Raw genomic sequence first — 24,099 nt, 5'->3', positions numbered from 1 at the left:
GATAGTGTTTCATAATTAATCGACACTTTCAATACTATTTTCAAAAAGTAAGCCACCTTTATACATTCCTTTTAAAACAGGATGTATGTCTTTGCCCAGCTTTGTTAAGCTATACTCTACCCTAGGTGGCACTTCTGGGAATACTTGTCTGTGAATCAAACTATCTTTCTCCAACTCCTTAAGTTGTTTAGAAATCATACGTTCACTAATATCAGGCATTAATCTAACCAACTCACTATACCTCTTATCTCCTTGAAAAAGATGTAAAATGATGGTGCCTTTTCTTTTCCCCTTAATTGTATTTATAAAAGTATCAATAGGACAATAACTTTTTTTCATTTTTTTTATGCTTAAACGCTTTATAAACAGACAAAACGGAACAAAATGTTCGTTAGTGAACAATTTGTAAGCTCTTGTATATCAGAATATTTTGACCGAAATTTGTTGTAAAAGTAAGTAAAACATATAGAAACAGCAACTATGAACAAGCAATCAAAATACAAAGCCTTTAGAGTAGAAGAGAAAGACGGAAACTATATTTCTTCAATTAAAGAAATACCTTTTACGCCCTTGGAAAAAGGTGAATTACTGATAAAAGTACACTACAGTTCTTTAAACTACAAAGATGCGTTGTCTAGTATTGGTAATAAAGGCGTAACGCGAAATTATCCGCATACCCCAGGAGTTGATGCGGCCGGTACAATAGTGTCATCCGAATCTAATAAATTTAAAGTATCAGACCAAGTTATTGTCACCAGTTACGATTTAGGAATGAATACAGATGGTGGCTTTGCTCAATATGTTAAAGTACCAGAAGATTGGGTGGTAAAGCTACCCGAAAATCTAACCATGAAGGAAGCAATGACTATTGGAACGGCAGGATTAACCGCAGGAATGTCAGTATTAAGATTAAGCGAAATAGTTAAGCCCGAAGATGGACCGATCATAGTTTCAGGTGCTACCGGAGGTGTAGGTTCATTAAGCATCACTATATTAAAAAAACTGGGCTATAAAACTGTGGCAATTACAAGTAAAGAAACTGAAATTGAATTTTTAAAGAAACTTGGAGCTGATGAAATTGTATTGCGAAAAGATTTTGAAAAAATGGACAAAAAGCCTCTTTTAAAGTCACGTTTTGCTGGAGGTATTGATACCGTAGGTGGTGTGATTCTAGAAAACATCATTAAATCTACACATCCAATGGGTGTTGTAACTTGCTGCGGAAATGTGGCTTCTCCAAAGCTTGATTTAACCGTTTTTCCTTTTATTTTAAGAGGTGTTACGTTAATTGGTATAGACTCTCAAAACTACCCAATGACCTACAGAGAAAAAGTATGGAATAAGTTATCTAAGGAATGGAAAAATGACCAATTAACCGAAGCTGCTGATGAAATATCTTTAAATGAATTAAATGAAAAGATTGCTTTAATATTAAAAGGAAAATTAAAAGGAAGAACCTTGGTTACATTAGAAGTATAAATAAACATCTCTCATTATAGTAGCTAAAAAATAAAAACTTAAATTTAAACATTGAGAAGTTACGTTTATACAAGCGTAACTTTTCATTTTTTAGTTATCATTATCATTTTAGTATCATTATAAAAATTGAACAAATAAAATTAACCTTAGAGCTTTAAGGTTATGCGAAACATAGAAATAAAAAAATGATTCCAACCACTATCGAATTTAATATCCTTTACATTGCATATGCGGTAATGTTTGTTTTTTTAGCTTATAACTTGTTCTCGGCTGAACATAAAAACTTTTACAAATGGAATGCTTTATGTTTCGCAATTTATTCACTAATAATGCTATATGTACTTTTAGATTCTACTAATTTAAGATATGGAAATTCACTTGGTGTATTATTTTTTGGAGCCATATTCGTACTTACTCATGTTGTAATTATGGGATGTATAAAACTTTACAATACATCTAAACTTAAGAAAACCAGTACCTCTACTGATGTTCAAAATTAATCACCCCCTATTAACCTGTCATTTATCGTTAAAGCACCAGAGAACTCATATTTTAATTAACCTCAGCTTTTATCGTTATATTTGAATAATCCTTTTACTATTATCAGAATTTGTAGTAGGATGTTGGAAACTAAAATAACGTTTAGAATACAATGAAATTAACCACTAACCCAAAAACTAAAGAAGTTTTTAACGCTTATCCACCAGAGGTTCAACAACAAATGAATCAATTAAGAGCTCTAATTATAGAAGCTGCTTCCGAAATTGAAGGCCTTGAAAATTTAGAAGAAACTTTAAAATGGGGAGAACCTAGTTATCTATCCAAAATCGGCAGTACTGTTAGAATCGATTGGAAGACTAAAACACCAGAACAATTTGCCATTTACTTCAAATGCACTTCTAAATTAGTAACTACTTTTAAAACAATTTATAAAGACACATTTGAATTTGAAGGGAATAGAGCCATTGTTTTTAAACTTAATGACAACATCCCTGAAACCGAATTAAAGCACTGTATTTCAATGGCTTTAACATACCATAAGATTAAGCATTTACCCCTACTTGGGGCTTAAAAGACTAAAATTTATAATTTTCTATTTCAAAAATAATCTTTCGCTACTAAAAACTAAATTTTCTAACTTTTCGGTTATTATAAAACAATTAAACACAGTCAATATTAGTTAGCCATAAAACGAATTGATACTTCCAAATGACGGTAAATTTAAAAATATGCTAAATTTTTAGCATTTGAGCCATCAACTTGTGGAAATGCATCAATTAAACTTCTCATTTATAGCGTATTTTGTAATAGTAAAAAAATAATTCATTTTTATACACAACCCTTCAGCAACTAAGGCATCATTAATTAAGTCGGAACTAGCCGAAAAAAGACTCAAAACTGAAGTAGGTAAAAACTTAACTATATCTCAATGAAAAAAGCACTATTATTAATATGTTGTACGGTTTTAATAGGTTTTACAACAAGTTGTAATGACACTGATGGTTCAGGACCAACTATTATTGCGTCAGGAAATATTTCCTTAACTACAGAAAATGAAATTCCAATTGTTGAAAACAGAGATGAAACGGGAACATTTTTATTGGTTTTAAATTCAGAAAATCAAATTGAATTTTCAATTGTTGTTAATGATCTTTCAGCAAGCGATGAATTAACTGTGGCACACTTACATACCGGCGATCCTGTTTCTACAGGTGCACCCGCTATTAGCTTAGTAAATGGTACCGATATTGTATTTCAAGGCAATGAAGCTACGGGAATTGTACAATTAACAGAGGCTCAAGTGGAAACACTATTAGGCGATGATGTATATGTTAATGTACATTCAACTGAAAACCCTAATGGATTGGTTCGTGGTCAATTAGACCAAGTAATAGATGAGGCCTATAATGTAATGTTATCACCAACTAATGAAATTCCTTCGATCACAGATCGAAATGATAGTGGAACTGCCATTTTTAGAATTATAGGAGATAAAGTTTATTATAATGTATCTGTTACAGATTTACAAACAGGAGACGCCATTACTGCTGGTCATATTCATAGCGGAGATGCCACTGTAAACGGTGACGTTCAAATCAACCTTGAGTTGACTGATGACACACAATTGGGTGTGACTAAAACTATGATCTTAGATGCTGATATGCTTGCTACATTAAAAACTGATGCCCTTTACGTTAATGTACACTCTAGTGATTATCCTGGAGGTTTAATGCGTGGACAAATAAGATAATAAAGTATTTTTATACCGATGATAAGACTGTCAGAAATGATAGTCTTTTTTTTTACCTTCAATTTCCATAATAATTGTAACTTCGTTAATCCTAAACCTAAACTACGCTCTTACAGATGAATATACTAAAAATAACTGTCATTTTTTTTTCCTTTTTGTCAATGTTAAGTTGTACAAAGCAACCTGATTATGACATTCTAATACAAAACGGTAAAATAATAGATGGAACAGGAAACACATTTAGTATTGGAGATATTGGCATTAATGCAGATACTATTGCTGCCATAGGCGATTTAAAAAATAAAACAGCTAATCAGGAAATTGACGCCACTGGTTTGGTGGTTTCTCCCGGCTTTATCAATATGTTAAGCTGGGCTTCCGCAGCATTAAATACAGATGGACGATCTCTTGGCGATATAAAACAAGGTGTTACTCTAGAAGTTTTTGGAGAAGGAACTTCTATGGGCCCAACAAAGAAAGTAGATACAGTAAATAATACCATAGAATGGATTTCTTTAAACGACAAATTAAATGCCCTAGTTGATAAAGGCGTCTCTCCCAATATTGCTTCTTTTATCGGAGCCACTACGTTGCGAATTAATACTGTGGGTTATGAAGATAGAGCTCCTACAGAAGAAGAATTAGACTCCATGAAAATAATGGTAACACAGGCAATGGAAGAAGGTGCCATGGGTATCGGATCTTCATTGATTTATGCTCCTGCCTTTTACTCATCCACCGAAGAATTAATTGAAATCTCTAAAGTTGCTGCAAAATATGATGGGTTATACACCTCACATATCCGTAGTGAAGGAAATAAATTATTAGAAAGTATCGATGAACTCCTTCGAATAGCTAAAGAAGCGAATATTCGAGCCGAAATTTACCATCTTAAAATGAGTGGAAAAGACAATTGGCATAAATATGACGCCGTTGTTGCCAAAATTGACTCTGCAAGAAAAGCTGGATTAACCATTACCGCGAATATGTATAGTTATATTGCAGGTTCAACAGGTTTAGATGCGTCCATGCCTCCATGGGTTCAAGAAGGTGGTTATAACAAATGGGCAGAACGTTTACAAGACCCTAAAATTCGTAAAAAAGTATTAGAAGACATGCGGAAACCTGCCATTGAATGGGAAAGTTTAATGCAAGCTGCAGGTTCTGCTGAGAAAATGATATTGGCCGGATTTAGCAATGACAGCCTTAGATATTTAACCGGAAAAACCTTAGCTGAAGTAGCTAAAATGAGAAATACTTCACCCGAAGAAACCGCGATGGACTTGGTAGTACAAAACGGAAGTGACGTAAGTACCGTATACTTTATGATGTCTGAAGAAAATGTGAAAAAACAAGTGGCTTTACCTTGGATGAGTTTTTGTTCTGATGCAGGTTCTTACGCAGCTGAAGGTGACTTTTTAAAATACAGTACACATCCACGTGCTTACGGTAATTTTGCACGAGTTATAGGTAAATATACTAGAGATGAGAAAGTCATCTCTCTAGAAGAAGCCATCCGAAAATTAACATTTTTACCTGCAACAAATCTAAAGCTTAAAAAACGCGGTAGTCTTAAGGTGGGTAATTATGCCGACATTGTTGTTTTTGATTTTGATAAAATTGAAGATCATGCCACTTTTGAAAAACCACATCAATATGCTAGTGGTATGATGCATGTTTTTGTAAACGGAACACAAGTATTAAAAGGTGGTGAACATACCAATAAAAAGCCAGGAAGAGTTGTGCACGGTCCTGGTTATAGAAAATAAACCCTAAAATGAACTGAATAATGACTCTTAAAAATACAATGACGACAGGTTTGCTTCTTCTTTTTTTAGTAGCGATTAGTTCCTGTAAAAAAGAAACATCTCATAAAGAAAACCTTGAATCAACAATCTTATCGCAGATTGATTCTATTGACGGAACAGTAGCCGTTGCCTTTTTTAATCTCTCAGCACCAGAAGACAGTCTATTTATAAATATTGACGAAAAATTTCATGCCGCAAGTACCATGAAAGTCCCAGTGATGATTGAACTTTTTAAGCAAGCAGCTCAAGGAAAGTTTAACCTAAATGATTCCGTTTTCTTAAAAAATGAATTCAAAAGTATTGTAGATAGTAGTTTATACAGTATGGATATTGGCGTTGATAGTGACCATATTGTCTACAATAAAATTAACAAAAAAGTTGCGATAAAAGATTTAATGTACAGCATGATAACCGCAAGTAGTAATTTAGCTACCAATGTCTTAATTGAATTGGTAGATGCTAAAAAAGTAACGGCAACCATGCGTGATTTAGGAGCTAAAGACATCGAAGTTTTACGTGGTGTAGAAGATTTAAAAGCGTTTGAAAAGGGTCTGAGTAACTCAACGACTGCAAGAGATTTAATGATAATTATGAAAGCCATTGCCCAACATAAAGCAGGTTCAGAAGCAGATTCAAAAGCTATGATTGCTGTTTTAGAAGATCAGCTGTTTAAAAGTATAATTCCGAAATATTTACCTAAAACGTTAAAAGTAGCACATAAAACAGGTTCCATAACAGGTGTTCATCATGACGCAGGAATTGTGTATTTACCAGATGGCAAGTCATACGTTTTAGTAATTCTTTCTAAAAACATTAAAAATTCAGATACAGCAACCCAACAGTTAGCTAGAATTTCTAAGACCATTTATGATTATGTCAGTACTAATTAAATTAACTACATTTACTACCATACGCTAAAATTAAACTCAAAAATGAAATATCTTTCCATTCTCCTTTTACTGCTTGTTATAGGTTGTAAACAGTCTCCAAAAGTTTCAGAAGAAGTACAACATTGGCAAGACCAAGCAGAAAACATTGAAATTATTCGTGACAATTTTGGTGTACCACATATTTATGGCAAAACAGATGCCGATGCTGTTTTTGGCTTATTGTATGCTCAATGTGAAGATGATTTTAATCGGGTGGAGCAAAATTATATTTGGGCTACTGGTCGCTTGGCGGAAGTTGAAGGTGAAAACGCTTTATATAGTGATTTGCGTGCAAAATTATATATGACCGAAGACGAAGCCATTGCTAATTATGAGAAAAGTCCGGAGTGGTTAAAAAAGTTATGTAACGCTTTTGCGGATGGAATCAATTATTATTTGTTTACACATCCTGAAGTTACACCGAGATTATTAAACCGTTTTGAACCTTGGATGCCCATGTATTTTAGTGAAGGCTCCATTGGTGGCGATATTGAAGGTATTTCAACTAAAAAAATTGGAGCGTTTTATGGAAAGGAAAATGCCACAGAAAAAATTGCCTTTAATGAAACTGAAGAACCTTTCTTAGAAAAAGAACCAGCAGGCTCTAACGGATTTGCCATTTCAGGTAAGCGTACAGCATCTGGTAAAGCTATGTTACTAATTAACCCACATACTTCTTTCTTTTTCCGTGGTGAAGTTCATGTGGTGAGTGAAGAAGGTTTAAATGCTTATGGAGCGGTTACTTGGGGGCAGTTTTTTGTGTATCAAGGATTTAATGAGAAAACGGGATGGATGCATACCTCAACCTATACCGATATTAAAGATGAATTTTTAGAAGACATTACTAAAACAGATAACGGATATACCTATACATACGGAGACGAACAACGTCCTGTTAAAGAGCTTGAAGTTGCCTTGAAATATAAAGTTGGTGATTCTCTAACGGAGAAAAAATTCAACATGTTTAGAACCCATCGCGGTCCAATAACACATGCCATTGATTCCAATTGGGTAACAACAGCCATTATGTGGGATCCCGTAAAAGCCTTGGAGCAATCCTTTACACGTACCAAACTAAATGGACACCAAGAGTTTAGAGAAATGATGAACATCCGTACCAATTCTTCTAACAATACGGTATATGCTGATGCGGGCGGAAATATTGCGTACTATCATGGGAACTTTATACCAAAGCGTAATGTGAAATTTGATTATACCAATCCTGTCGATGGAAGTAACCCTGAAACCGATTGGAACGGGTTACATACTGTTGATGAAAACATTACGGTGATAAATCCTGAAGTGGGTTGGATTCAAAATTGTAACTCTACCCCTTTTACAAGTGCGGGTGAAAATAGTCCTAAACAGGAGGATTACCCAAATTATATGTCACTTGATCGTGAGAATTTTAGAGGTGTGCATGCCATCCGATTATTAGAAAAAAGTAAGGATTTAACGATTGATAAACTGATAACTATGGCTTACGATCCTTATTTGCCTGCTTTTGAAATTTCTATACCAGGATTAATTGATGCCTATGACAAATCTTCACCAAAAGATCCAGAACTAAAAGAAGCCATCGATGTTTTACACAAATGGGATTTTTCTGTTTCTAAAGAGAGTGTCGCCATGTCTTTAGCTCATTTTTATGGTCAATTTTACCTCCGTGAAGGTAATTTTCCAAATGGATTAAACGAAATGGAAAAAGTTGCTTTTATGGGAAAAAAATCTCCTATGGCAGAAAGATTAACGATGTTAAAGAAAAGTATTTCTCATCTCACTGAAGATTTTGGAACGTGGAATACCCCATGGGGAGAAATTAGCAGATATCAACGTTTAACAGGAGCTATTGAGCAAAAATTCGATGATAACGCTCCAAGCATTGCGGTTGGCTTAACAACGGCGAGATGGGGTGCTTTAGCTGCATTTGGCATGCGTTCTAAACAAAAAACAAAACGTATTTATGGCACCAGAGGAAACAGTTTTGTGGCTGTGGTAGAATTTGGTGATAAGGTAAAAGCGAAATCAATGCTAGCAGGTGGACAAAGTGGAGATCCCAATTCTCCTCATTTTGACGATCAAGCTCAACGCTACGCAGACGTTGAATTTAAAAATGTGCCTTATTACCGTGAAGATGTAGAAGCCAGAGCTGAAAAAACATATCATCCGGGAGATAAAGAATAAGTAATACCTTTTAATAATAAATGGCATTCAAAAAGTTAAAATATTGGTTTGATCAGGAACTTGCAGAAATGCTTTCAGATAAAATCCTTGGCGAAGATTCTAATTTTCCGAGAGACCAATTTGTTAGTACTGTTGTCGGTAAAATTGATGCTTTGGAATTAAAAGACCGTGTTGAGCTCATTGCTGACACCTTCCATATGCATTTAGGGAATTCAATACCCGAAAACATAAAAATACTTGTGGCCATTTTAGGTCCAGAAAACGAGAAAGAGACAGGTATGTTTACCAATTATTATTGGATTATGCCTATTGCCAAATATGTTGAAAAATACGGCATGGGACATTTTGATATTTCCATGAACGCCATAGCTGAAATTACTAAAAGAAATACAGGAGAATATGCTATTCGTCCTTATTTAGTAAACGATACAAAAAAAACATTAGCCATGTTAACAACATGGTCACAACATCAAAATAAACATATTAGAAGATTGTCTAGTGAAGGTGTGAGGCCAAGATTACCATGGGCAAAAAAATTGGATGTATTTATAGAAAATCCAACACCTATTATCCCCATCTTGAATAATTTAAAAAATGACCCTTCCAAATATGTTCAAAAATCGGTTGCCAATTGTATAAATGATATCTTAAAAGACAATCCTGAAATTGGAAGAAATTTAATAGAAAAATGGAATGTGAATCCTACTAAAGAAAGAAAATGGATTTTAAAACATGCACTAAGAAATTTATTAAAAGCTCAAGATCAATGGGCATTAAAAATTATTAAATAATCTAATTGCTTGTTATAGCAATAATAAATAAAGACGTCATGCAGCACTCGTTTCAGGGTGACGTACATATCATATTAGGTAATAAACAATTTAATTTAAACAATCAATGAAAACTTCCTCATCTAAATATTTCCTTTTAGCTTTTATCCTACTATTCATAACCGTTACGTCATGTAAGAATGAAAAAATAAAAAGCGAAAAAGAGTCACAAATCGAAAGACAAGAAACTGTTGTTCAACCTAACATTAATGCTGTTGATGTTGCTATCATTAATGGCACTATAATCGACGGATCAGGTAAACCAGCTTATACATCAACTATTTATATAAATGGTGATAGTATTGTTTACATCGGTAATTTGACCAACCCTGAGTTAAAAATTGGCAAAACAATTGATGCAAAAGGCAAAACTGTGAGTCCGGGGTTTATAGATCTACACGCTCATGGAAACCCTTTAAGTACTCCTGATTTTGAGAATTTTTTAGCCATGGGTGTTACCAGTATTGTATTGGGTCAAGATGGTTCTAGTACTAATAGTAAAGATTTAAAAGGGTATTTAGACAACGTTAATGAGCAAAATTTAGGCGTAAATATTATTGAATTTGTGGGGCATGGCACCTTGCGAAATTTAGCAGGCATTGGTGTCAAATCTAAAATTAATGAGGTTCAATTGGAAAAATTAAAATCATTATTAAAGGAGCGTTTAAAATATACTTTTGGTTTGTCAACGGGACTAGAATATGCACCAGGTTTATACGCTGAAGAAAGTGAATTAGTAGCCTTGGCAGCAATAGCAGGTGAGCAAAACAAAATGGTAATGAGCCATATGCGTAATGAAGATGATGATGCAGTCATAGAATCTATTAAAGAATTGAGCCGACAAGGATCAAATGCACGTGTTCATATTTCTCATTTAAAATCGGTTTACGGTAAAGGACAAGAAAGAGCCAATGAAATTTTAGATACCATCAAAAAAATCAGAAAGTCTGGAATTCAAATAACAGCCGATATGTATCCATATATGGCAAGTTATACAGGTATTTCCATTGTTTTCCCCGATTGGTCTAAAACACCTCAACAATTTGCAATAGCTAAGAAAAACAGGAGAAAAGAATTAGAAGATTTTATTAGAAACAAAGTGAATCTACGAAATGGACCAGAAGCAACCTTATTAGGTTCTGCTCCTTATACCGGAAAAACATTAGCAGAGGCAGCTGCTTCAAAAAACAAACCTTTTGAACAGTTTTTAATTGACGATTTAGGTCCACAAGGTTCCTCTGGGGCTTATTTTGTAATGAATAAAGAATTACAAGAAACCTTTTTAAAAGACCCGATTATTGGAATCTGTTCTGATGGTAGTAAAACAGGTCATCACCCTCGTGGTCATGGTACATTTGCCAAAATTATTGAGACCTATGTGGTAAAAGATAGTATCTTAAATTTAGAAGAAGCTGTACGTAAAATGACTTCATATGCTGCTGAAATTCTACAACTAAAAAAACGTGGAACCCTTACCATTGGCAACAAAGCAGACATTCTCATTTTTGATCCAAAAAACATAAAAGCACCAGCGGACTATGTGAATCCACATCAATTAGCAACAGGTTTTGACCAAGTGTTGGTTAATGGAAAATTGGTTAGGGATCATGGAAAACTTGCCGTTGAATTAAGTGGTAAGGTGTTGTTGCCTGAATAAACCATTAATGCTGTTAGAGCTAAAATTATACTCTTTTTTGTACTTCAAAAGTGTAGGCTTAACTTTTAATTTAGGCCTACAAACTTCTCTACCAATAAACTAAGGGTTTTTCCAGCTTTTTTAGCCACATCCTGAACTTCTTCATGAGAAACGGCAACTACCTGACCTTCTACTCCTAAATCAGTTACAATAGAAACACCAAGGCAATTCATCCCCATATGTTTGGCAACAATTACTTCAGGTACGGTGCTCATTCCAACAGCATCAGCTCCCATTAATTTCACCATTTTATATTCTGCAGGTGTTTCAAAGGTTGGCCCTTGTAATCCCAAATAAACACCTTCTTGTAAGGAGATATCTTCTTTTGAAGCAACCTCTTTAAGCTTCGCTATCATTTTTAAACTATAAGCTTCGTGCATATCTACAAAGCGTTGACCGAAACGATCATCATTCTGTCCTCGTAAGGGATGCTCTGGCATCATATTTATATGATCTTTAATAATCATAATATCACCTACTTTATAATTGGAGTTCACACCTCCAGAGGCATTTGAAAGTATTAAATTTTCAATACCCAAATACTTCAATACTCGAATTGGAAAAACGACCTCTTGCATAGACCAACCTTCATAATAATGAAATCTTCCTTGCATGGCAATCACCTTCTTACCTGACAAAGTTCCATAAATTAAAAACCCGGAGTGTCCAGGTGTTGTGGATCTAGAAAAATGAGGGATTTCTGAATAGGACAGTTTTTGTTCAACAGATATACTATCAACCAAACCTCCCAATCCCGAACCTAAAACAATTCCGAAATCTGCATTTAAAAATCCTTTTTCCTTTAAAAAGCTAACTGTTTCTTGTACTTTGTTCCACATAATCTGTAATAATCCTATTAAAATCTCCTTGATGCTCTATAAAACTGGTTTCAATGGGTAAGTAATACACCTCAAATTTGGAGTCTATAAAGCTCCTGACATAATCTTTTTCAGTAGTTAAAATTATTTTCTTATCCGATTGAATACCTTCAAACGTAGTGCTTATTTTTTCAATATCCTTCTCGGTAAAATTGTAATGATCGGCAAACCTTAAGTGCTGAACATTAACCTTTTTATAATTCAAAAAATCAAGTAACAGTTCCGTTTTCGCAATCCCCGTAACTAATAACACCTTGTACAAAGATAAAGTATCTAAAGTAATTGTAGCCGTTTTTGAAATGATAGTCTCGCTATATTTAATCCTAGAAAAAAAAACCGTTTGATGAACCTCTGCTTTTAATTTTTTAGTGATTTCGAATTGTTCCTTTTCATTTAATTCAGAGGGACATTTGGTAACCACAATCAATTTTGCACGTTCCGCCCCACTCACCTTTTCTCTTAGATTACCTGTGGGTAACATTTTATCATCAACATACAAATCGTTATATGGAGTTAGTAAAACATTGAGACCAGCTTCTACTTTTCTGTGCTGAAAAGCATCATCTAATAAAATAACCTCAGGGTTATCTACTAATTGAGTTAATTGATGAATACCGTTCACTCTATCTGCATCAACTGCAACAATGACCTTCGAGAATTTCTTATAATACTGTAGCGGCTCGTCTCCAATTTCAGATGCGGTACTTTTTGGACTAGCAATAATAAATCCTTTAGTACTTCTTTTATACCCTCTACTTAAGATAGCAACCTTGTACTTATCTTGTAATAGTCTAACTAAATATTCAACTTGCGGTGTTTTTCCAGTTCCTCCTACACTTAAATTTCCAACTACAATAGTCGGAATATCAAACTGTGTTGATTTTAGAATTCCTTTATCATAAAAAATATTTCTTGCGGATGTAATCTCCCCATATAATAAAGAAAAAGGATATAATAATTTTCGCAAGAAATTCATAGATCAGAAGTACAAATTAATACCCTACATTTTCAACAATTTCTAAACCATAACCAATAATTCCTACACGTTTTTTAATTTGATCATTATTAGAAATAATTCTTAATTTAGAAATACCTATATCATGAAGAATCTGTGCTCCAATACCAAAATCTTTTGTATCAGGATTTATTTTTGGTACTTTGGTTGTATTGTCTTCTTGTAAATCTTTTATTAAGTTTAGTCTATTTAATAGGTTAAAAGATTGATTTTCTTGGTTAATAAAAACAATTGCCCCTTTACCTTCATCATTAATCATTTTAAACATGCGACTAAACATATCATCTGGCTTACTCGTTAATAATCTAATAATATCATTATTAATTAATGTTGAGTTTACACGAACCAAAACAGGCTCATTTTCATCCCAATTTCCTTTCGTTAATGCCAAATGCACCTGACTATTTGTAGTTTGTTTATAAGCTCTAAGTCTGAATTCTCCAAAGCGTGTTTTTAAAGGAAAATCTTCTACTTTTTCTATTAAAGAATCGTGAAGCATTCTATAGGCAACTAAATCTTCAATTGAAATAATTTTTAAATCAAATTTCTTAGCAAATTTCAATAGTTGAGGTAACCTTGCCATTGACCCGTCTTCATTTAAAATTTCAACAAGGATTCCGGCCGGTTTCAAACCTGCTAACCTTGCCAAATCCACAGCAGCTTCTGTATGCCCTGTTCTCCTTAAGACTCCTCCATTTTTTGCTTTTAAAGGAAAAACATGACCTGGTCTTCCTAGATCGTGTGGTTTTGTATTGTCATCAACCAATGCCTTGATTGTTTTTGCTCTATCATGGACTGAAATACCTGTGGTACAGCCATTTCCGATTAAGTCGACTGATACAGTAAATTGGGTTTGATGTAAAACCGTATTGTCTTGAACCATCATGTTTAAACCTAATTCATCACATCTACTTCCTACAATTGGTGCACAAATTAATCCACGACCTTCAGTTGCCATAAAGTTTATCATTTCGGGCGTTACCAATTCTGCAGCCGCAACAAAATCTCCTTCATTTTCACGATCTTCATCATCTACTACGATTATTACCTTTCCTTTTTTAATATCAGCAATTGCTTCCTTTATGGAATTCAATTCTACTTTATTTTCTTGTGTTGAAATCATCACTTAATTACTTTTTTATCTTTATTATTAAAGAGGTTTTTAAAAAATTTGGTAATTGGGTTTAAAAATGTATCTAAATTAATGATACCTTTTTCTTTGGTAGCTCTTATCATCAAGAAAATACCAAATGGTAATAAAATAATTGTAGCCATCCAACCGCCTAATGGAGCTGTTACCGTACTGGCCCACGCCATATTTCTACCTAACGTAGAAATAAAGAAATAAATAACAAATATTAAAATAGCCATTATCATTGGAAACCCAAATCCTCCTTTTCGGATAATTGAACCTAAAGGAGCTCCAATAAAAAATAACACTAAACAAGCGAAAGAAAATGCCAATCTTCTATGATATTCAGTATCATAGACATTTAAAAATTTACGTTTGTTTTTTAATACAGAATTAAATCCTTCAATATCATCTAATGTGTTTTTAGAAAGTTCAACAGCATTATTTAATACCTGACCTTTACCTTCATCATCAAAATTTTCTAAAATATTTTCATTTATTTTTGAAAAATCAGTGGTGTCTTTATCTTTACTTTTAATACCAGCTCTAACCAAAAATATTTTTGCTTTAGAGGCTATATAATCATCATAGGGTACTTTCAATGAGTCAGAATAATAATTGAGCTGTTTTAAACTCAACATTTCCCTATCTTGTTTATAATCTTTAGAGTCAACATTGCTCATGTCCTCTATATCAATATTAATCAGAGCTTCGGTAAAAGTTGTTTTGGTACCTGGTAATGTTGCCCCATTTTTATAATCTCGCTTCTTTTCTGGTAATTCTTCGTATCGATTTCCATTTTTTAAAATAAGCGTCATATACTTACTTCCTTTCTCCGTTGTAATTTCTCCAGTTTCTGCCGTAATTATTTTTACGTTGGGCTGATTCTGATCTAAATCAGTATAAATGAGAACATTTTTTAGGAGGTTATCATTTTTACCATATTTTTCATCAAACTTAATACTATATCCTGGTATTTCATCATTAAAAGTACCTGGTATTAAGGCTAATGCCGGTTCCGTTTTTTTCAAATCGGATAGCATATTTTTAAATTTGAATGCTGCCCTTGGAAAGGCATAGTTTAAAAATAAAAAATTTAAACCACTTAATAATACCATTAAAATTACAAGAGGTCTAATAAAACGTTGCAATGAAATACCAGCAGATTTAACTGCTGCAAATTCATAATTTTCTGCAAGTGACCCTAAAGCCATAATTGAAGAAAGTAAAATTGCAATGGGTAATGCCAATGGAATCTGCATTTGAGCTATATACCCTAAAAACTGCATAATATGCCCAACACCAATACCTTTTCCAGCAATTTTATCGAACTGTAACCAAAGTACTTGCATTACAAGTACAAACAGTATAATAAAAAAGGTTGCTAAAAAAGGTACTAAAAAACTTTTTAGTATGTATCTGTTTAAGATTTTCACATAAAATGTTTTACTGAATTACAAAAGTAAAGCTTAATTTGGAATAAGACAGTCGAAACATTAGCGTACTTATAAACTTATATGAATTCTAATTTATTACGAACTATAAGCAATGAAAAATTTCAATTCAATCTAGTTACTAAATAAGCTTATAGATCATTTATAATGTAATTTTCATATTTAGATTTATCAAAAGTAAAAAGTGTTTTTGATATTGCTTGATCCGTTTTAAATTCAGAAACGGTTAGCGTAGTAACCGTTCCGTTATTACCTGTTTCAATCAATTTATAAATATGATTTGTATTAATATCAACACCTAATAAGATATGTTTTATATCAGAATTACTATCAATCGGTATCAATTTTATATACTGTATTTTTCTTCCACTTATGTCTTCAATGACGTCCCACTTGTAATTGAATCCCTTTTTATAGAATGTAAAAAATTTTGAAGGTGTAATGGTGCCTTCTTCATTATCTTCTGCATCAGAAATGTTTACCTCTTCATCTTCTGTAATAATAGTGTAGGTTTTTTTACCATCAAAAAACTGATTAGTACCTAAAAAATTAACATTATACAAATCTCCCTTCATAGTTACATCACCTCTTGTTTCTTGATGTACCTTTTCCTTTGTATTGTCTAAGTTATACTTAAACTGAACATAAATATTTTCATATTTACTTATTTTATTAGAAACATCATCTAATAACTTTTTTGCTTTTGCATCATCTTGTGCATATGCAAATGAAATACTAAGAATTAATATAACGGTAGTAATTATCTTTCTCATTTTTATAATCTTATCTATTTAAATCTTTTTTTACGGCCTATAGCCCTTTTTCGTCCTTTAATAATTGCTCTAGGGCTAAAATATCAGCCACTAAAACTTGTCTCGCCTTACTTCCTTCAAATTTACCTACAATACCTGCAGCCTCTAATTGATCTATAATCCGACCCGCTCTATTGTAACCTAATTTCAATTTTCTTTGTAATAATGAAGCTGAACCTTGTTGTGCATTTACGATAACATGACACGCATCTTCAAACAGTTCATCTCTATCTGACATGTCTATATCAATACCTGTGCCACTTTCTTCACCAATATACTCTGGTAATAGATGTGCACTTGCATATGCTCTTTGCGAGCCTATAAAATCAGTTATTCTATCAACTTCTGGGGTATCGACAAAAGCACATTGCAACCTTGTAACTTCATTACCTGTAGAGATTAACATATCCCCTTTACCAATCAATTGATCTGCTCCTTGTGCATCTAAAATAGTTCTAGAATCTATTTTAGAAGTTACTCTAAAGGCTACCCTAACTGGGAAATTCGCCTTAATGATACCTGTAATAACATTTACTGATGGTCTTTGCGTTGCCACTATCAAATGAATACCAACTGCCCTTGCCAATTGTGCCAAACGAGCAATAGGTGTTTCAACCTCCTTACCTGCTGTCATAATTAAATCTGCAAACTCATCAATTACTAATACAATATAGGGTAAGAATGCATGTCCGTTTTCGGGATTTAATTTTCTTGTCTTAAACTTTACGTTATATTCTTTGATATTTCTTACATATGCATCCTTAAGCATATCGTAGCGATTATCCATCTCAATACACAATGAATTCAATGTGTGTATAACTTTGGTTGTATCTGTAATAATCGCATCTTCACTGTCTGGTAATTTGGCTAAATAATGACGCTCAATTTTATTAAACAGGGTCAATTCTACTTTTTTGGGATCTACCAATACAAACTTAACTTCTGCAGGATGCTTTTTATAAAGTAAAGAAGTTAACACCGCATTTAAACCAACTGATTTACCTTGACCTGTAGCACCCGCCATTAGCAAGTGAGGCATTTTAGCTAAATCAATTACAAAAGTTTCATTCGAAATTGTTTTACCTAATGCCAACGGCAATTCCATCTTAGAAGTTTGAAATTTCTGCGTAGATAATACCGACTTCATCGATACAATAGTCGAATTTTTATTTGGCACCTCAATTCCAATCGTTCCTTTACCAGGAATTGGTGCAACAATACGAATACCCAAAGCGGCTAATGACAAAGCAATGTCATCTTCTAAATTTTTAATTTTAGAAATTCTTACACCGGCTTCTGGAACAATTTCATATAAGGTAACTGTCGGTCCAATGGTCGCTTTAATATTAGCTATACCAATTTTATAATTATTTAAAGTCTCTACAATTTTGTCCTTGTTGGCCTCAAGTTCTTCTTGGTCAATGGTTATATTCTCATTGCCGTAGTCCTTTAATAAGTCTAAGCTTGGGAATTTAAATTCTGAAAGTTCTAAAGTCGGGTCAAACTCACCAAAGTCATCCACTAATTTATTAGAAAGACTTTCTACAAGGTGATCTTCTTCGAATGTTTTTTCAACTTCAATCTTCACCTCTTCATGTACCGTTGGAGTAACTTCCAACTTATTAGGTGTTACTTTAACCTCTTCCTTAACCACTATTTTAGGTTCTTGTTTTTGAACAGGATCTGCTTTCTTTGTAGTTACTTTTAATTCTAATTCTGAAAGTGGTTTTTCCGGAATCGTTTCTGCGATATAACCTTCATCTGTTATATCATCAATACCAACACTTTTAGAATTTTTTGTAATCCTTTTCGGAAGATTTGCCTTTAAACTTTCTGGTGTTACTTTAAATTTAGAAATTACATAAGCCAAGGCTGTAAAAAGTAAAATTAAGAAAATACCAATTTTACCAATAAAATCTATGAGATAGTCATTAAGTTCAAAACCGATAACACCCGATAACAAAGCCTTTTTCGGAAAAAAGAATCCTACTGCTACTGACAACCAAATCATAAAAACTACTCCCCAGAACCATGCCGTTCTCATAGCTTTAAACGAAATATTGAATAAGATGTAAAGCCCAGAGAAAAACATTAAAAAAGGAATAATAAATGCGGAAATACCAAAACCTTTATAAATAAAAAAGTGGCTAATATTTGCACCTATCTTTCCTAATAAATTTTTGGTCTCTGCCAAACGATCAGAAAACAAATGCAATTGACTTTGATCTGCCTTCCAAGTATTAAAAAAGGATAGAAAAGATACTAATAAGAAGATACCAAAAAGTGCTAAGAAAATACCAAAAACAAGGTGTGTTTGTTTACTCTTAAAAAAACTAACAATACCGTTTTTTTTCTTGGTCTTTGATGCTGTTTTAGTTGTAGTCTTTTTCTTTTTTGCCATTTGTAGTTAAATAGTCTGTAGTCTTTGATTATAAGCACATTAACTTAAACAAAAATTGCTTGAGCTAATTGAGCGACAAAAGTACACAAAATAATAGAGTTATTAATTTTGTTGCGAAAGTTTAAGAAAACTTTGGAATATAAATTATTAAACCAATAATTACGGCAATAATTGCAGCAAAGGTTGCTGCTCCAGCAGAAATATCTTTTATAAACCCTATCCTTTTATGATAGTCTGGATGTATAAAATCTGAAAGCTTTTCAATTCCTGTATTTAAGGACTCCGCAACTAAAACCATTCCTATAGCCAACAGTTGAAACATCCATTCCGTAGCAGAAATTTGCATTACAAATCCAAAAATGGTTATTAATACTGCAATAGAAAACTGCACCATTATGCTATGTTCTGTAGTAATCAGTAAAAAGGCCCCTCTTAAAGCAAATTTCAAACTCCTTAGCCTGCCCTTTAAAAAACTATCGTTCGGATTTTTCATTGAATTAATATTTCTACATCAATATAAAGTTTCGCTTACACACAATAAGTCTACTGCTTTTTTTATGTCTAAGCGAAAATTATTTTTTATACTAATAATAAAAATTATTAGCTATGTAAAGCTTCTAATGCTGCCTTATAATTTGGTTCGTCAACTATTTCTGGTACTTGCTCTTCATATATTACCTTACCTGATGCATCTAAAATAATAACGGCTCTTGAATGTAAATGAGCTAAAGGTCCATCAGAAATTGTTAATCCATAATCCTTACCAAAATCACCTGTGGCAAAATCGGACAAATTAATTACATTTTCAATTCCTTCAGCACCACAGAATCTTGCTTGTGCAAAAGGTAAATCTCTTGAAATACATAAAACTTTTGTATTCTTTAATTCTGAAGCTTCCTTATTAAAATGTCTTACTGAAGCTGCACATGTGCCTGTATCAACGCTTGGAAAAATATTTAATATTACGTTAGAACCTTTATAATCTGATAAGGTAGATTCTGAAAGATCCGTTTTTACCAACTTAAAATCAGGAGCTTGTGCTCCAACTTTTGGTAATTCACCTGTTGTGTGTATACTATTTCCTTTTAAAGTTATTGCTGCCATAATTATTGTTTTATCTTTTTCCAAAAATACATTAAAAATTAAATAATTTTGACCTTTCCTAAGGTTTTAAATGACATAACTACAAGTATTAATTAATTTTTAACAAAATCACGTATTATTTTTATCTACTTTTGGCAACTAATGTAGCCGACAATCTAATCTTCGGTATAACTATTGATATAAAGTAGTAATGTATCTAAATCGTTTTATACAACCTCTCTTTTGCCTAATCCTATTTATAGGAAGTGGCTGTCAATTAATTGCACAACTAGATTCTGTTCCAAAAAAAACAATACTTTTAATAAATGATAATCAGAAAGTATTAAAAACAATTGATTTATCTATTTTGGACACTTCTGAAAAAGAATCCATTTTCAATGTCGAAAAAAAGCCTTATTTACTTGGGTTTAAGTCAAATGTTGATAAATATTTTAATCCTCCTGAAATTTCAAAGAAAAAAGTCTCTAATTTTATGACGAATACCGGACCAGATGAAGATGAAGATGATATACTCACAAAAAAATACTTTAACGGAAAAGATGTTAGTAACGTAAAACGTTCTAGCGACTTTAGTTTAGGAACATTACATAGTAGTTCTAATACGGTGAGAATTGAAGTGAGAGACCATAGTCTAGTTGATGGAGATAGAATACGTGTTTTCTTAAATGAGAAAATGTTAAAATCTAGTGTAAGTCTAAAGGGACTCTATTACATTATAAATATTGACCTTATAAAAGGTTATAATCGGATAGACATTGAAGCCCTTAATGAAGGTTTTTCTGGTCCTAATACGGCAGAAATTAGAATCTTCGACGAAAAAGGATATTTGCTCTCTGAAAAGGATTGGAATATTAGAATGGGACAAATAGCAACGTTAGGTGTTGTAAAGGAATAAGAAACACTGTGCACCTATGGAATAATAGTTATAAAGAAAATAATATAAATTATTAAATAACCTAACCAATTATTTATTAATGTAATAATTAAAATAAACCTAGGTCATGACCGAAAAGCACCAACTATTAACCGACCAGCAATTTGAGCAGCAATTTGAAAATTGTACTTTACCACCAGTACTTGTAACCTATGAAGCCCATTTAAGATTGGCATATATTCATGTAAAAAAACATGGTATAAAAAAGGCAGCAATTACGCTTTACTCCCAACTTACTGCTTTTAACACCAATTTTGGTAACATTCTAATTATTAGCAAAGCATCCATTAAATCTTTTGTCAAATTAATTAGCGATTTTATATCAAAAACAGCCACTACTAGTTTTAGAGAATTGATGTTAGAGTTTCCAGATTTAAAAACACATTTCCTCTCTTTATTAGGTCAACCTAACCAAACAGAAAGTAACTTCGAAGAAACAGAAACTAGGAATGATATAGTTGGATTTAGTTCTTTATAATTCTACTAATTACTAGATTAACTTGAAACTAATTTATAAATCGCTTAGTTACCTTTTTAAATCATCTACAAAAGAGGAGTGTCATAAAATATTAATGCATTCTAATATTTATTATGAAGGGTTGTCTCAGAAAAAGAAAGAAACCTTTCTTGTTAGAACCTTAATTTTTCGCTTTAGAACCAATTTCGATTCTAAACCTGATTTTATCTTGACGCAAAAAATGAAAACCATTATTTCAAGTGCTTTTGCTCAAATAACATTTGGATTGAACATGCACACTTTATCCAAATTCAACCATGTATTTATTACTCCTTCATCATATGCTTACAAGCATAATAATGTACTTTTAGATGGCGATGTAAACTTACGTACAAAACGCGTTAATATGTCATGGCCTACCGTTAAAAAAGGGTTTGAAATAAATGACGATGCATTAAATTTGGCCATTCATGAGTTTGGTCATTGTTTGATTTTTGAAAATACTGCAAGGTCCTATTTAAGTCGAATTTTTAAAGAAAATGCTTTTGAAAAATGGAAAAAGCATGCTCATTTAAAATACCTGAAAATAAAAAATAAAGAAAATGTGGTTTTAAGAGATTATGCCGGAAGTAATTTAATTGAACTCTTCTCTGTTTCATTAGAAACATTTTTTGAAAAACCGCATCATTTTTATGATAATGAACCTGAGTTATTTTTAAGTATGGTTATATTGTTAAATCAAGATCCTAGAAATAAACCAAACCCATTAAATTTAAGAAAATAGTATAGCCATTCACATTTATTAATGACCTCAATATTCTTTAAAACCATTCATTTACACTATACGAGAGTTCACTACGTTATTTAATAACGTAACAAGAAGGTTACTAATCAATGAAAAGTATTTCCAATTTTATTTTCAATATATCTTCAAAAAAATTAGCCATTTTAGTGGTGATACTTCCTTTGGTATTAATGATTCTACACACAACGCTTTCAGTGACATATCAAAATATAGAGACTTCTGATAACACTATTAAAAATTTTATTTCAACGTTAACTTTAACCATTAATTATCTCTTTTTAATTCCCATTTTAATTATAACAATTTGGCTAAAAGAAGCAGTACAGTCTGTAGATCAAACGGATTTAGGTATTCCTTTGAAATGGTTTCGTATTGCATATCTGTTTTTCTTTATTTATATAATTTTTAATATTGGCTTATCGTATATAACCTTAATAAAAGAAGAATTAAGATATGTTTTTTATGCTTTTTCGGAGTGGATTAATAGTATTGGACTCTTAATTTCGTATCCCGTAATTTGCCATTATGCAGCAAGAGCGATCTATATTAAAAAAGAAAATGACACTCCAACAATTACAAAAACCATAGGCTATACCCTACTGCTTATATTTATACCGATCAGTATTCCATTTGCACATAATTACTTTAGCTCTATAAGATCAGAAAATCGTCAATTAGCTGTAATTTATTTAATTGCACTTGGTATTTTAACACTATTGGCAATTTCCGTTTTTGTACTCGCTATTTTAGGATTAGTATAAGCCTTATCTGATTTATAATCCTTAAAAGAATCCGTTAATTTTTCACAGGAAAGTAATACCGCTTCTATTGAGCCATTTACGGAACTAGCAGCTATTTTATTTTCATTTAGCTTTTTCAACTCGTCTTTGGAAAACTTCTTCTTATCATGTTTACGTTGAATAAGTTCATTAAAAGATTGATTCAATTGTTCTAAATTTGAATAATAGACTGTTGTATTATGACTGAATTGCTTTAGATCAGTTTGCTTTAACTCCGTTAACTTGTTAAAAGTGGTTTCAATTTTGTCATGTAAACTAGCTAGTTTTTCCACTTTTAAATCATTATAAGTACTAGAACTTAGTAAGGTGTTTAAATTATCCACATCCTTTTTCCCTACTAGTGCTAAATACTCAACTTCTAATCCTGCTTCATTCAAGGAGTACAAATATTCATTTTCTAAACTTTGAGCTATTTTTTTGCTTTTTATTCTTAAAATACTGTCTGATTTCTTAAATTTAGAATAGATATCTATAGTTAGTTTATGCAATACGCCTGCCTGATCATATTTATCTTTTTTATATTCCTTCTTCGTAAAATAAGACTTACAGCTATTTATGGTTACCGCAAAAGCTCTTGCATTTATTTTATAAGATCTAATAAATGGATTGAGCTCTTTCAAAACTGGTAAAGTAATAGCACTATCTAAAAGTTTTAAAGAATGAATTTGGGAATCGTCAATTTGAGAAAAATTAACAATTTTATCCAATTCTATTTTATCAGGGTTACTTCCAAATAAACTGACATAATCATTATAAACTTCAAAAGCTCTAACCGAATAATTAGCAAAACTTTTATCAACTGAGGCTATTTTCATTAATTTTTGATCATAAGCTGATGATTTCTGTACAGAAATGCTATTTGCCTGATTATTCAAATTTTCATCAATGTTATTATTACAAGCATAAAATACAATTGAAAAAAGTGAGAGTACAATTATTCTTTTTAGTGTCATGGTATAGTCTTTATCGTTTAAATGATTTCCATCACAAAACTAAAGGAGCTAAAGCTACATAACACCCCTGTATTAAGGGTTTTTAGGATAAGGTAATCCGTATGGTCAAATTACCAAAGAATAAAAATAAAAGCTTTGTCTAGTCCTAAATAACCGATACAGATTATTAAAGGATTA

At 32.3% G+C, this 24,099-nt stretch carries 23 protein-coding genes; 13 read left to right on the top strand and 10 right to left on the bottom strand.

Going from position 1 to position 24,099, the window contains the following annotated elements; translation table 11 throughout:
- Positions 1 to 15: 15 nt before the first annotated feature.
- Positions 16 to 339: a winged helix-turn-helix transcriptional regulator gene (locus FF125_RS06200; protein ID WP_117884327.1), complete on the bottom strand. Its 324-nt coding sequence runs from the start codon at positions 337 to 339 to the stop codon at positions 16 to 18.
- Positions 340 to 480: 141 nt separating this feature from the next.
- Here FF125_RS06200 and FF125_RS06195 point away from each other — a divergent pair, with 141 nt between their 5' ends.
- The 9 genes from FF125_RS06195 to FF125_RS06155 all read left to right on the top strand — a co-directional run bounded on the left by FF125_RS06195 (position 481) and on the right by FF125_RS06155 (position 11,138).
- Positions 481 to 1,479 carry a YhdH/YhfP family quinone oxidoreductase gene (locus FF125_RS06195; protein WP_138948948.1) on the top strand — a complete coding sequence of 333 codons (999 nt, stop codon included), beginning with the start codon at positions 481 to 483 and terminating at the stop codon, positions 1,477 to 1,479.
- A gap of 185 nt (positions 1,480 to 1,664) precedes the next feature.
- Positions 1,665 to 1,979 carry a hypothetical protein gene (locus tag FF125_RS06190; RefSeq protein WP_138948947.1) on the top strand — a complete coding sequence of 105 codons (315 nt, stop codon included), beginning with the start codon at positions 1,665 to 1,667 and terminating at the stop codon, positions 1,977 to 1,979.
- Positions 1,980 to 2,131: 152 nt separating this feature from the next.
- On the top strand, positions 2,132 to 2,551 hold the full coding sequence (locus FF125_RS06185; RefSeq protein ID WP_138948946.1) for a DUF1801 domain-containing protein: 420 nt from the start codon (positions 2,132 to 2,134) through the stop codon (positions 2,549 to 2,551).
- A gap of 357 nt (positions 2,552 to 2,908) precedes the next feature.
- A complete protein-coding gene (locus FF125_RS06180; protein WP_138948945.1) occupies positions 2,909 to 3,730 on the top strand; it encodes a CHRD domain-containing protein in 822 nt (273 codons plus the stop codon).
- A gap of 116 nt (positions 3,731 to 3,846) precedes the next feature.
- Entirely contained in the window at positions 3,847 to 5,499 is a 1,653-nt protein-coding gene (locus FF125_RS06175) for an N-acyl-D-amino-acid deacylase family protein (protein WP_138948944.1), read from the top strand.
- A 20-nt stretch (positions 5,500 to 5,519) separates the two neighbouring features.
- Entirely contained in the window at positions 5,520 to 6,428 is a 909-nt protein-coding gene (locus FF125_RS06170) for a serine hydrolase (protein WP_250629692.1), read from the top strand.
- Between the two features lie 42 nt (positions 6,429 to 6,470).
- The gene (locus FF125_RS06165) at positions 6,471 to 8,651 is read left to right on the top strand and encodes an acylase (protein ID WP_138948943.1); all 2,181 of its coding nucleotides are present in this window, start codon (positions 6,471 to 6,473) and stop codon (positions 8,649 to 8,651) included.
- A 20-nt stretch (positions 8,652 to 8,671) separates the two neighbouring features.
- A complete protein-coding gene (locus FF125_RS06160; RefSeq protein WP_138948942.1) occupies positions 8,672 to 9,442 on the top strand; it encodes a DNA alkylation repair protein in 771 nt (256 codons plus the stop codon).
- Between the two features lie 106 nt (positions 9,443 to 9,548).
- Positions 9,549 to 11,138: an N-acyl-D-amino-acid deacylase family protein gene (locus tag FF125_RS06155; RefSeq protein WP_138948941.1), complete on the top strand. Its 1,590-nt coding sequence runs from the start codon at positions 9,549 to 9,551 to the stop codon at positions 11,136 to 11,138.
- Positions 11,139 to 11,203: 65 nt separating this feature from the next.
- Here FF125_RS06155 and FF125_RS06150 read toward each other — a convergent pair whose 3' ends face one another.
- The 8 genes from FF125_RS06150 to tpx form a co-directional block, all read right to left on the bottom strand.
- Positions 11,204 to 12,016: a purine-nucleoside phosphorylase gene (locus FF125_RS06150; RefSeq protein ID WP_138948940.1), complete on the bottom strand. Its 813-nt coding sequence runs from the start codon at positions 12,014 to 12,016 to the stop codon at positions 11,204 to 11,206.
- The gene (gene lpxK / locus FF125_RS06145) at positions 11,988 to 13,031 is read right to left on the bottom strand and encodes a tetraacyldisaccharide 4'-kinase (protein WP_138948939.1); all 1,044 of its coding nucleotides are present in this window, start codon (positions 13,029 to 13,031) and stop codon (positions 11,988 to 11,990) included. Before lpxK ends, FF125_RS06150 begins: the two co-directional genes overlap by 29 nt.
- Before the next feature lie 16 nt (positions 13,032 to 13,047).
- Positions 13,048 to 14,193, bottom strand: a complete 1,146-nt coding sequence (gene ribB, locus FF125_RS06140; protein ID WP_138952429.1) for a 3,4-dihydroxy-2-butanone-4-phosphate synthase — start codon at positions 14,191 to 14,193, stop codon at positions 13,048 to 13,050.
- Positions 14,193 to 15,638: an LptF/LptG family permease gene (locus FF125_RS06135; RefSeq protein WP_138948938.1), complete on the bottom strand. Its 1,446-nt coding sequence runs from the start codon at positions 15,636 to 15,638 to the stop codon at positions 14,193 to 14,195. Before FF125_RS06135 ends, ribB begins: the two co-directional genes overlap by 1 nt.
- Positions 15,639 to 15,787: 149 nt before the next feature.
- Positions 15,788 to 16,429 carry a LolA family protein gene (locus FF125_RS06130; RefSeq protein WP_138948937.1) on the bottom strand — a complete coding sequence of 214 codons (642 nt, stop codon included), beginning with the start codon at positions 16,427 to 16,429 and terminating at the stop codon, positions 15,788 to 15,790.
- A 37-nt stretch (positions 16,430 to 16,466) separates the two neighbouring features.
- Positions 16,467 to 18,869, bottom strand: coding sequence for a DNA translocase FtsK (locus FF125_RS06125; RefSeq protein ID WP_138948936.1), 2,403 nt, complete (start codon positions 18,867 to 18,869; stop codon positions 16,467 to 16,469).
- Between the two features lie 121 nt (positions 18,870 to 18,990).
- Positions 18,991 to 19,362: a diacylglycerol kinase gene (locus tag FF125_RS06120; protein WP_138948935.1), complete on the bottom strand. Its 372-nt coding sequence runs from the start codon at positions 19,360 to 19,362 to the stop codon at positions 18,991 to 18,993.
- A gap of 107 nt (positions 19,363 to 19,469) precedes the next feature.
- On the bottom strand, positions 19,470 to 19,973 hold the full coding sequence (gene tpx / locus FF125_RS06115) for a thiol peroxidase (RefSeq protein WP_117884288.1): 504 nt from the start codon (positions 19,971 to 19,973) through the stop codon (positions 19,470 to 19,472).
- Between the two features lie 190 nt (positions 19,974 to 20,163).
- On the opposite strand from tpx, the gene FF125_RS06110 reads away from it, so the two are divergent.
- From FF125_RS06110 to FF125_RS06095, 4 genes are all read left to right on the top strand, one after another.
- A complete protein-coding gene (locus FF125_RS06110; protein ID WP_138948934.1) occupies positions 20,164 to 20,868 on the top strand; it encodes a hypothetical protein in 705 nt (234 codons plus the stop codon).
- A gap of 106 nt (positions 20,869 to 20,974) precedes the next feature.
- Entirely contained in the window at positions 20,975 to 21,385 is a 411-nt protein-coding gene (locus FF125_RS06105; protein ID WP_138948933.1) for a hypothetical protein, read from the top strand.
- Between the two features lie 22 nt (positions 21,386 to 21,407).
- Complete coding sequence (locus tag FF125_RS06100; RefSeq protein ID WP_262710559.1) at positions 21,408 to 22,148, top strand: zinc-dependent peptidase; 741 nt, start codon at positions 21,408 to 21,410, stop codon at positions 22,146 to 22,148.
- A gap of 110 nt (positions 22,149 to 22,258) precedes the next feature.
- The gene (locus FF125_RS06095; RefSeq protein ID WP_138948931.1) at positions 22,259 to 22,930 is read left to right on the top strand and encodes a hypothetical protein; all 672 of its coding nucleotides are present in this window, start codon (positions 22,259 to 22,261) and stop codon (positions 22,928 to 22,930) included.
- Here the strand turns inward: FF125_RS06095 and FF125_RS06090 are convergent.
- Complete coding sequence (locus FF125_RS06090; protein ID WP_138948930.1) at positions 22,855 to 23,922, bottom strand: DUF3829 domain-containing protein; 1,068 nt, start codon at positions 23,920 to 23,922, stop codon at positions 22,855 to 22,857. The genes FF125_RS06095 and FF125_RS06090 overlap by 76 nt on opposite strands.
- Positions 23,923 to 24,099: the final 177 nt, after the last annotated feature.

It is taken from the genome of Aureibaculum algae (assembly GCF_006065315.1).
GTDB classification, from domain to species: domain Bacteria; phylum Bacteroidota; class Bacteroidia; order Flavobacteriales; family Flavobacteriaceae; genus Aureibaculum; species Aureibaculum algae.
The sequence above is the reverse complement of the archived record's forward strand: the minus strand, read 5'-3'. Positions and strand labels throughout refer to the sequence as shown.

Bases quoted from the DNA above. Each gene is read 5' to 3' on its own strand.
- FF125_RS06200 (WP_117884327.1), bottom strand. From the start codon at position 339: ATGAAAAAAAGTTATTGTCCTATTGATACTTTTATAAATACAATTAAG.
- FF125_RS06195 (WP_138948948.1), top strand. From the start codon at position 481: ATGAACAAGCAATCAAAATACAAAGCCTTTAGAGTAGAAGAGAAAGAC.
- FF125_RS06190 (WP_138948947.1), top strand. From the start codon at position 1,665: ATGATTCCAACCACTATCGAATTTAATATCCTTTACATTGCATATGCG.
- FF125_RS06185 (WP_138948946.1), top strand. From the start codon at position 2,132: ATGAAATTAACCACTAACCCAAAAACTAAAGAAGTTTTTAACGCTTAT.
- FF125_RS06180 (WP_138948945.1), top strand. From the start codon at position 2,909: ATGAAAAAAGCACTATTATTAATATGTTGTACGGTTTTAATAGGTTTT.
- FF125_RS06175 (WP_138948944.1), top strand. From the start codon at position 3,847: ATGAATATACTAAAAATAACTGTCATTTTTTTTTCCTTTTTGTCAATG.
- FF125_RS06170 (WP_250629692.1), top strand. From the start codon at position 5,520: ATGACTCTTAAAAATACAATGACGACAGGTTTGCTTCTTCTTTTTTTA.
- FF125_RS06165 (WP_138948943.1), top strand. From the start codon at position 6,471: ATGAAATATCTTTCCATTCTCCTTTTACTGCTTGTTATAGGTTGTAAA.
- FF125_RS06160 (WP_138948942.1), top strand. From the start codon at position 8,672: ATGGCATTCAAAAAGTTAAAATATTGGTTTGATCAGGAACTTGCAGAA.
- FF125_RS06155 (WP_138948941.1), top strand. From the start codon at position 9,549: ATGAAAACTTCCTCATCTAAATATTTCCTTTTAGCTTTTATCCTACTA.
- FF125_RS06150 (WP_138948940.1), bottom strand. From the start codon at position 12,016: ATGTGGAACAAAGTACAAGAAACAGTTAGCTTTTTAAAGGAAAAAGGA.
- lpxK (WP_138948939.1), bottom strand. From the start codon at position 13,031: ATGAATTTCTTGCGAAAATTATTATATCCTTTTTCTTTATTATATGGG.
- ribB (WP_138952429.1), bottom strand. From the start codon at position 14,193: ATGATTTCAACACAAGAAAATAAAGTAGAATTGAATTCCATAAAGGAA.
- FF125_RS06130 (WP_138948937.1), bottom strand. From the start codon at position 16,429: ATGAGAAAGATAATTACTACCGTTATATTAATTCTTAGTATTTCATTT.
- FF125_RS06125 (WP_138948936.1), bottom strand. From the start codon at position 18,869: ATGGCAAAAAAGAAAAAGACTACAACTAAAACAGCATCAAAGACCAAG.
- FF125_RS06120 (WP_138948935.1), bottom strand. From the start codon at position 19,362: ATGAAAAATCCGAACGATAGTTTTTTAAAGGGCAGGCTAAGGAGTTTG.
- tpx (WP_117884288.1), bottom strand. From the start codon at position 19,973: ATGGCAGCAATAACTTTAAAAGGAAATAGTATACACACAACAGGTGAA.
- FF125_RS06110 (WP_138948934.1), top strand. From the start codon at position 20,164: ATGTATCTAAATCGTTTTATACAACCTCTCTTTTGCCTAATCCTATTT.
- FF125_RS06105 (WP_138948933.1), top strand. From the start codon at position 20,975: ATGACCGAAAAGCACCAACTATTAACCGACCAGCAATTTGAGCAGCAA.
- FF125_RS06095 (WP_138948931.1), top strand. From the start codon at position 22,259: ATGAAAAGTATTTCCAATTTTATTTTCAATATATCTTCAAAAAAATTA.
- FF125_RS06090 (WP_138948930.1), bottom strand. From the start codon at position 23,922: ATGACACTAAAAAGAATAATTGTACTCTCACTTTTTTCAATTGTATTT.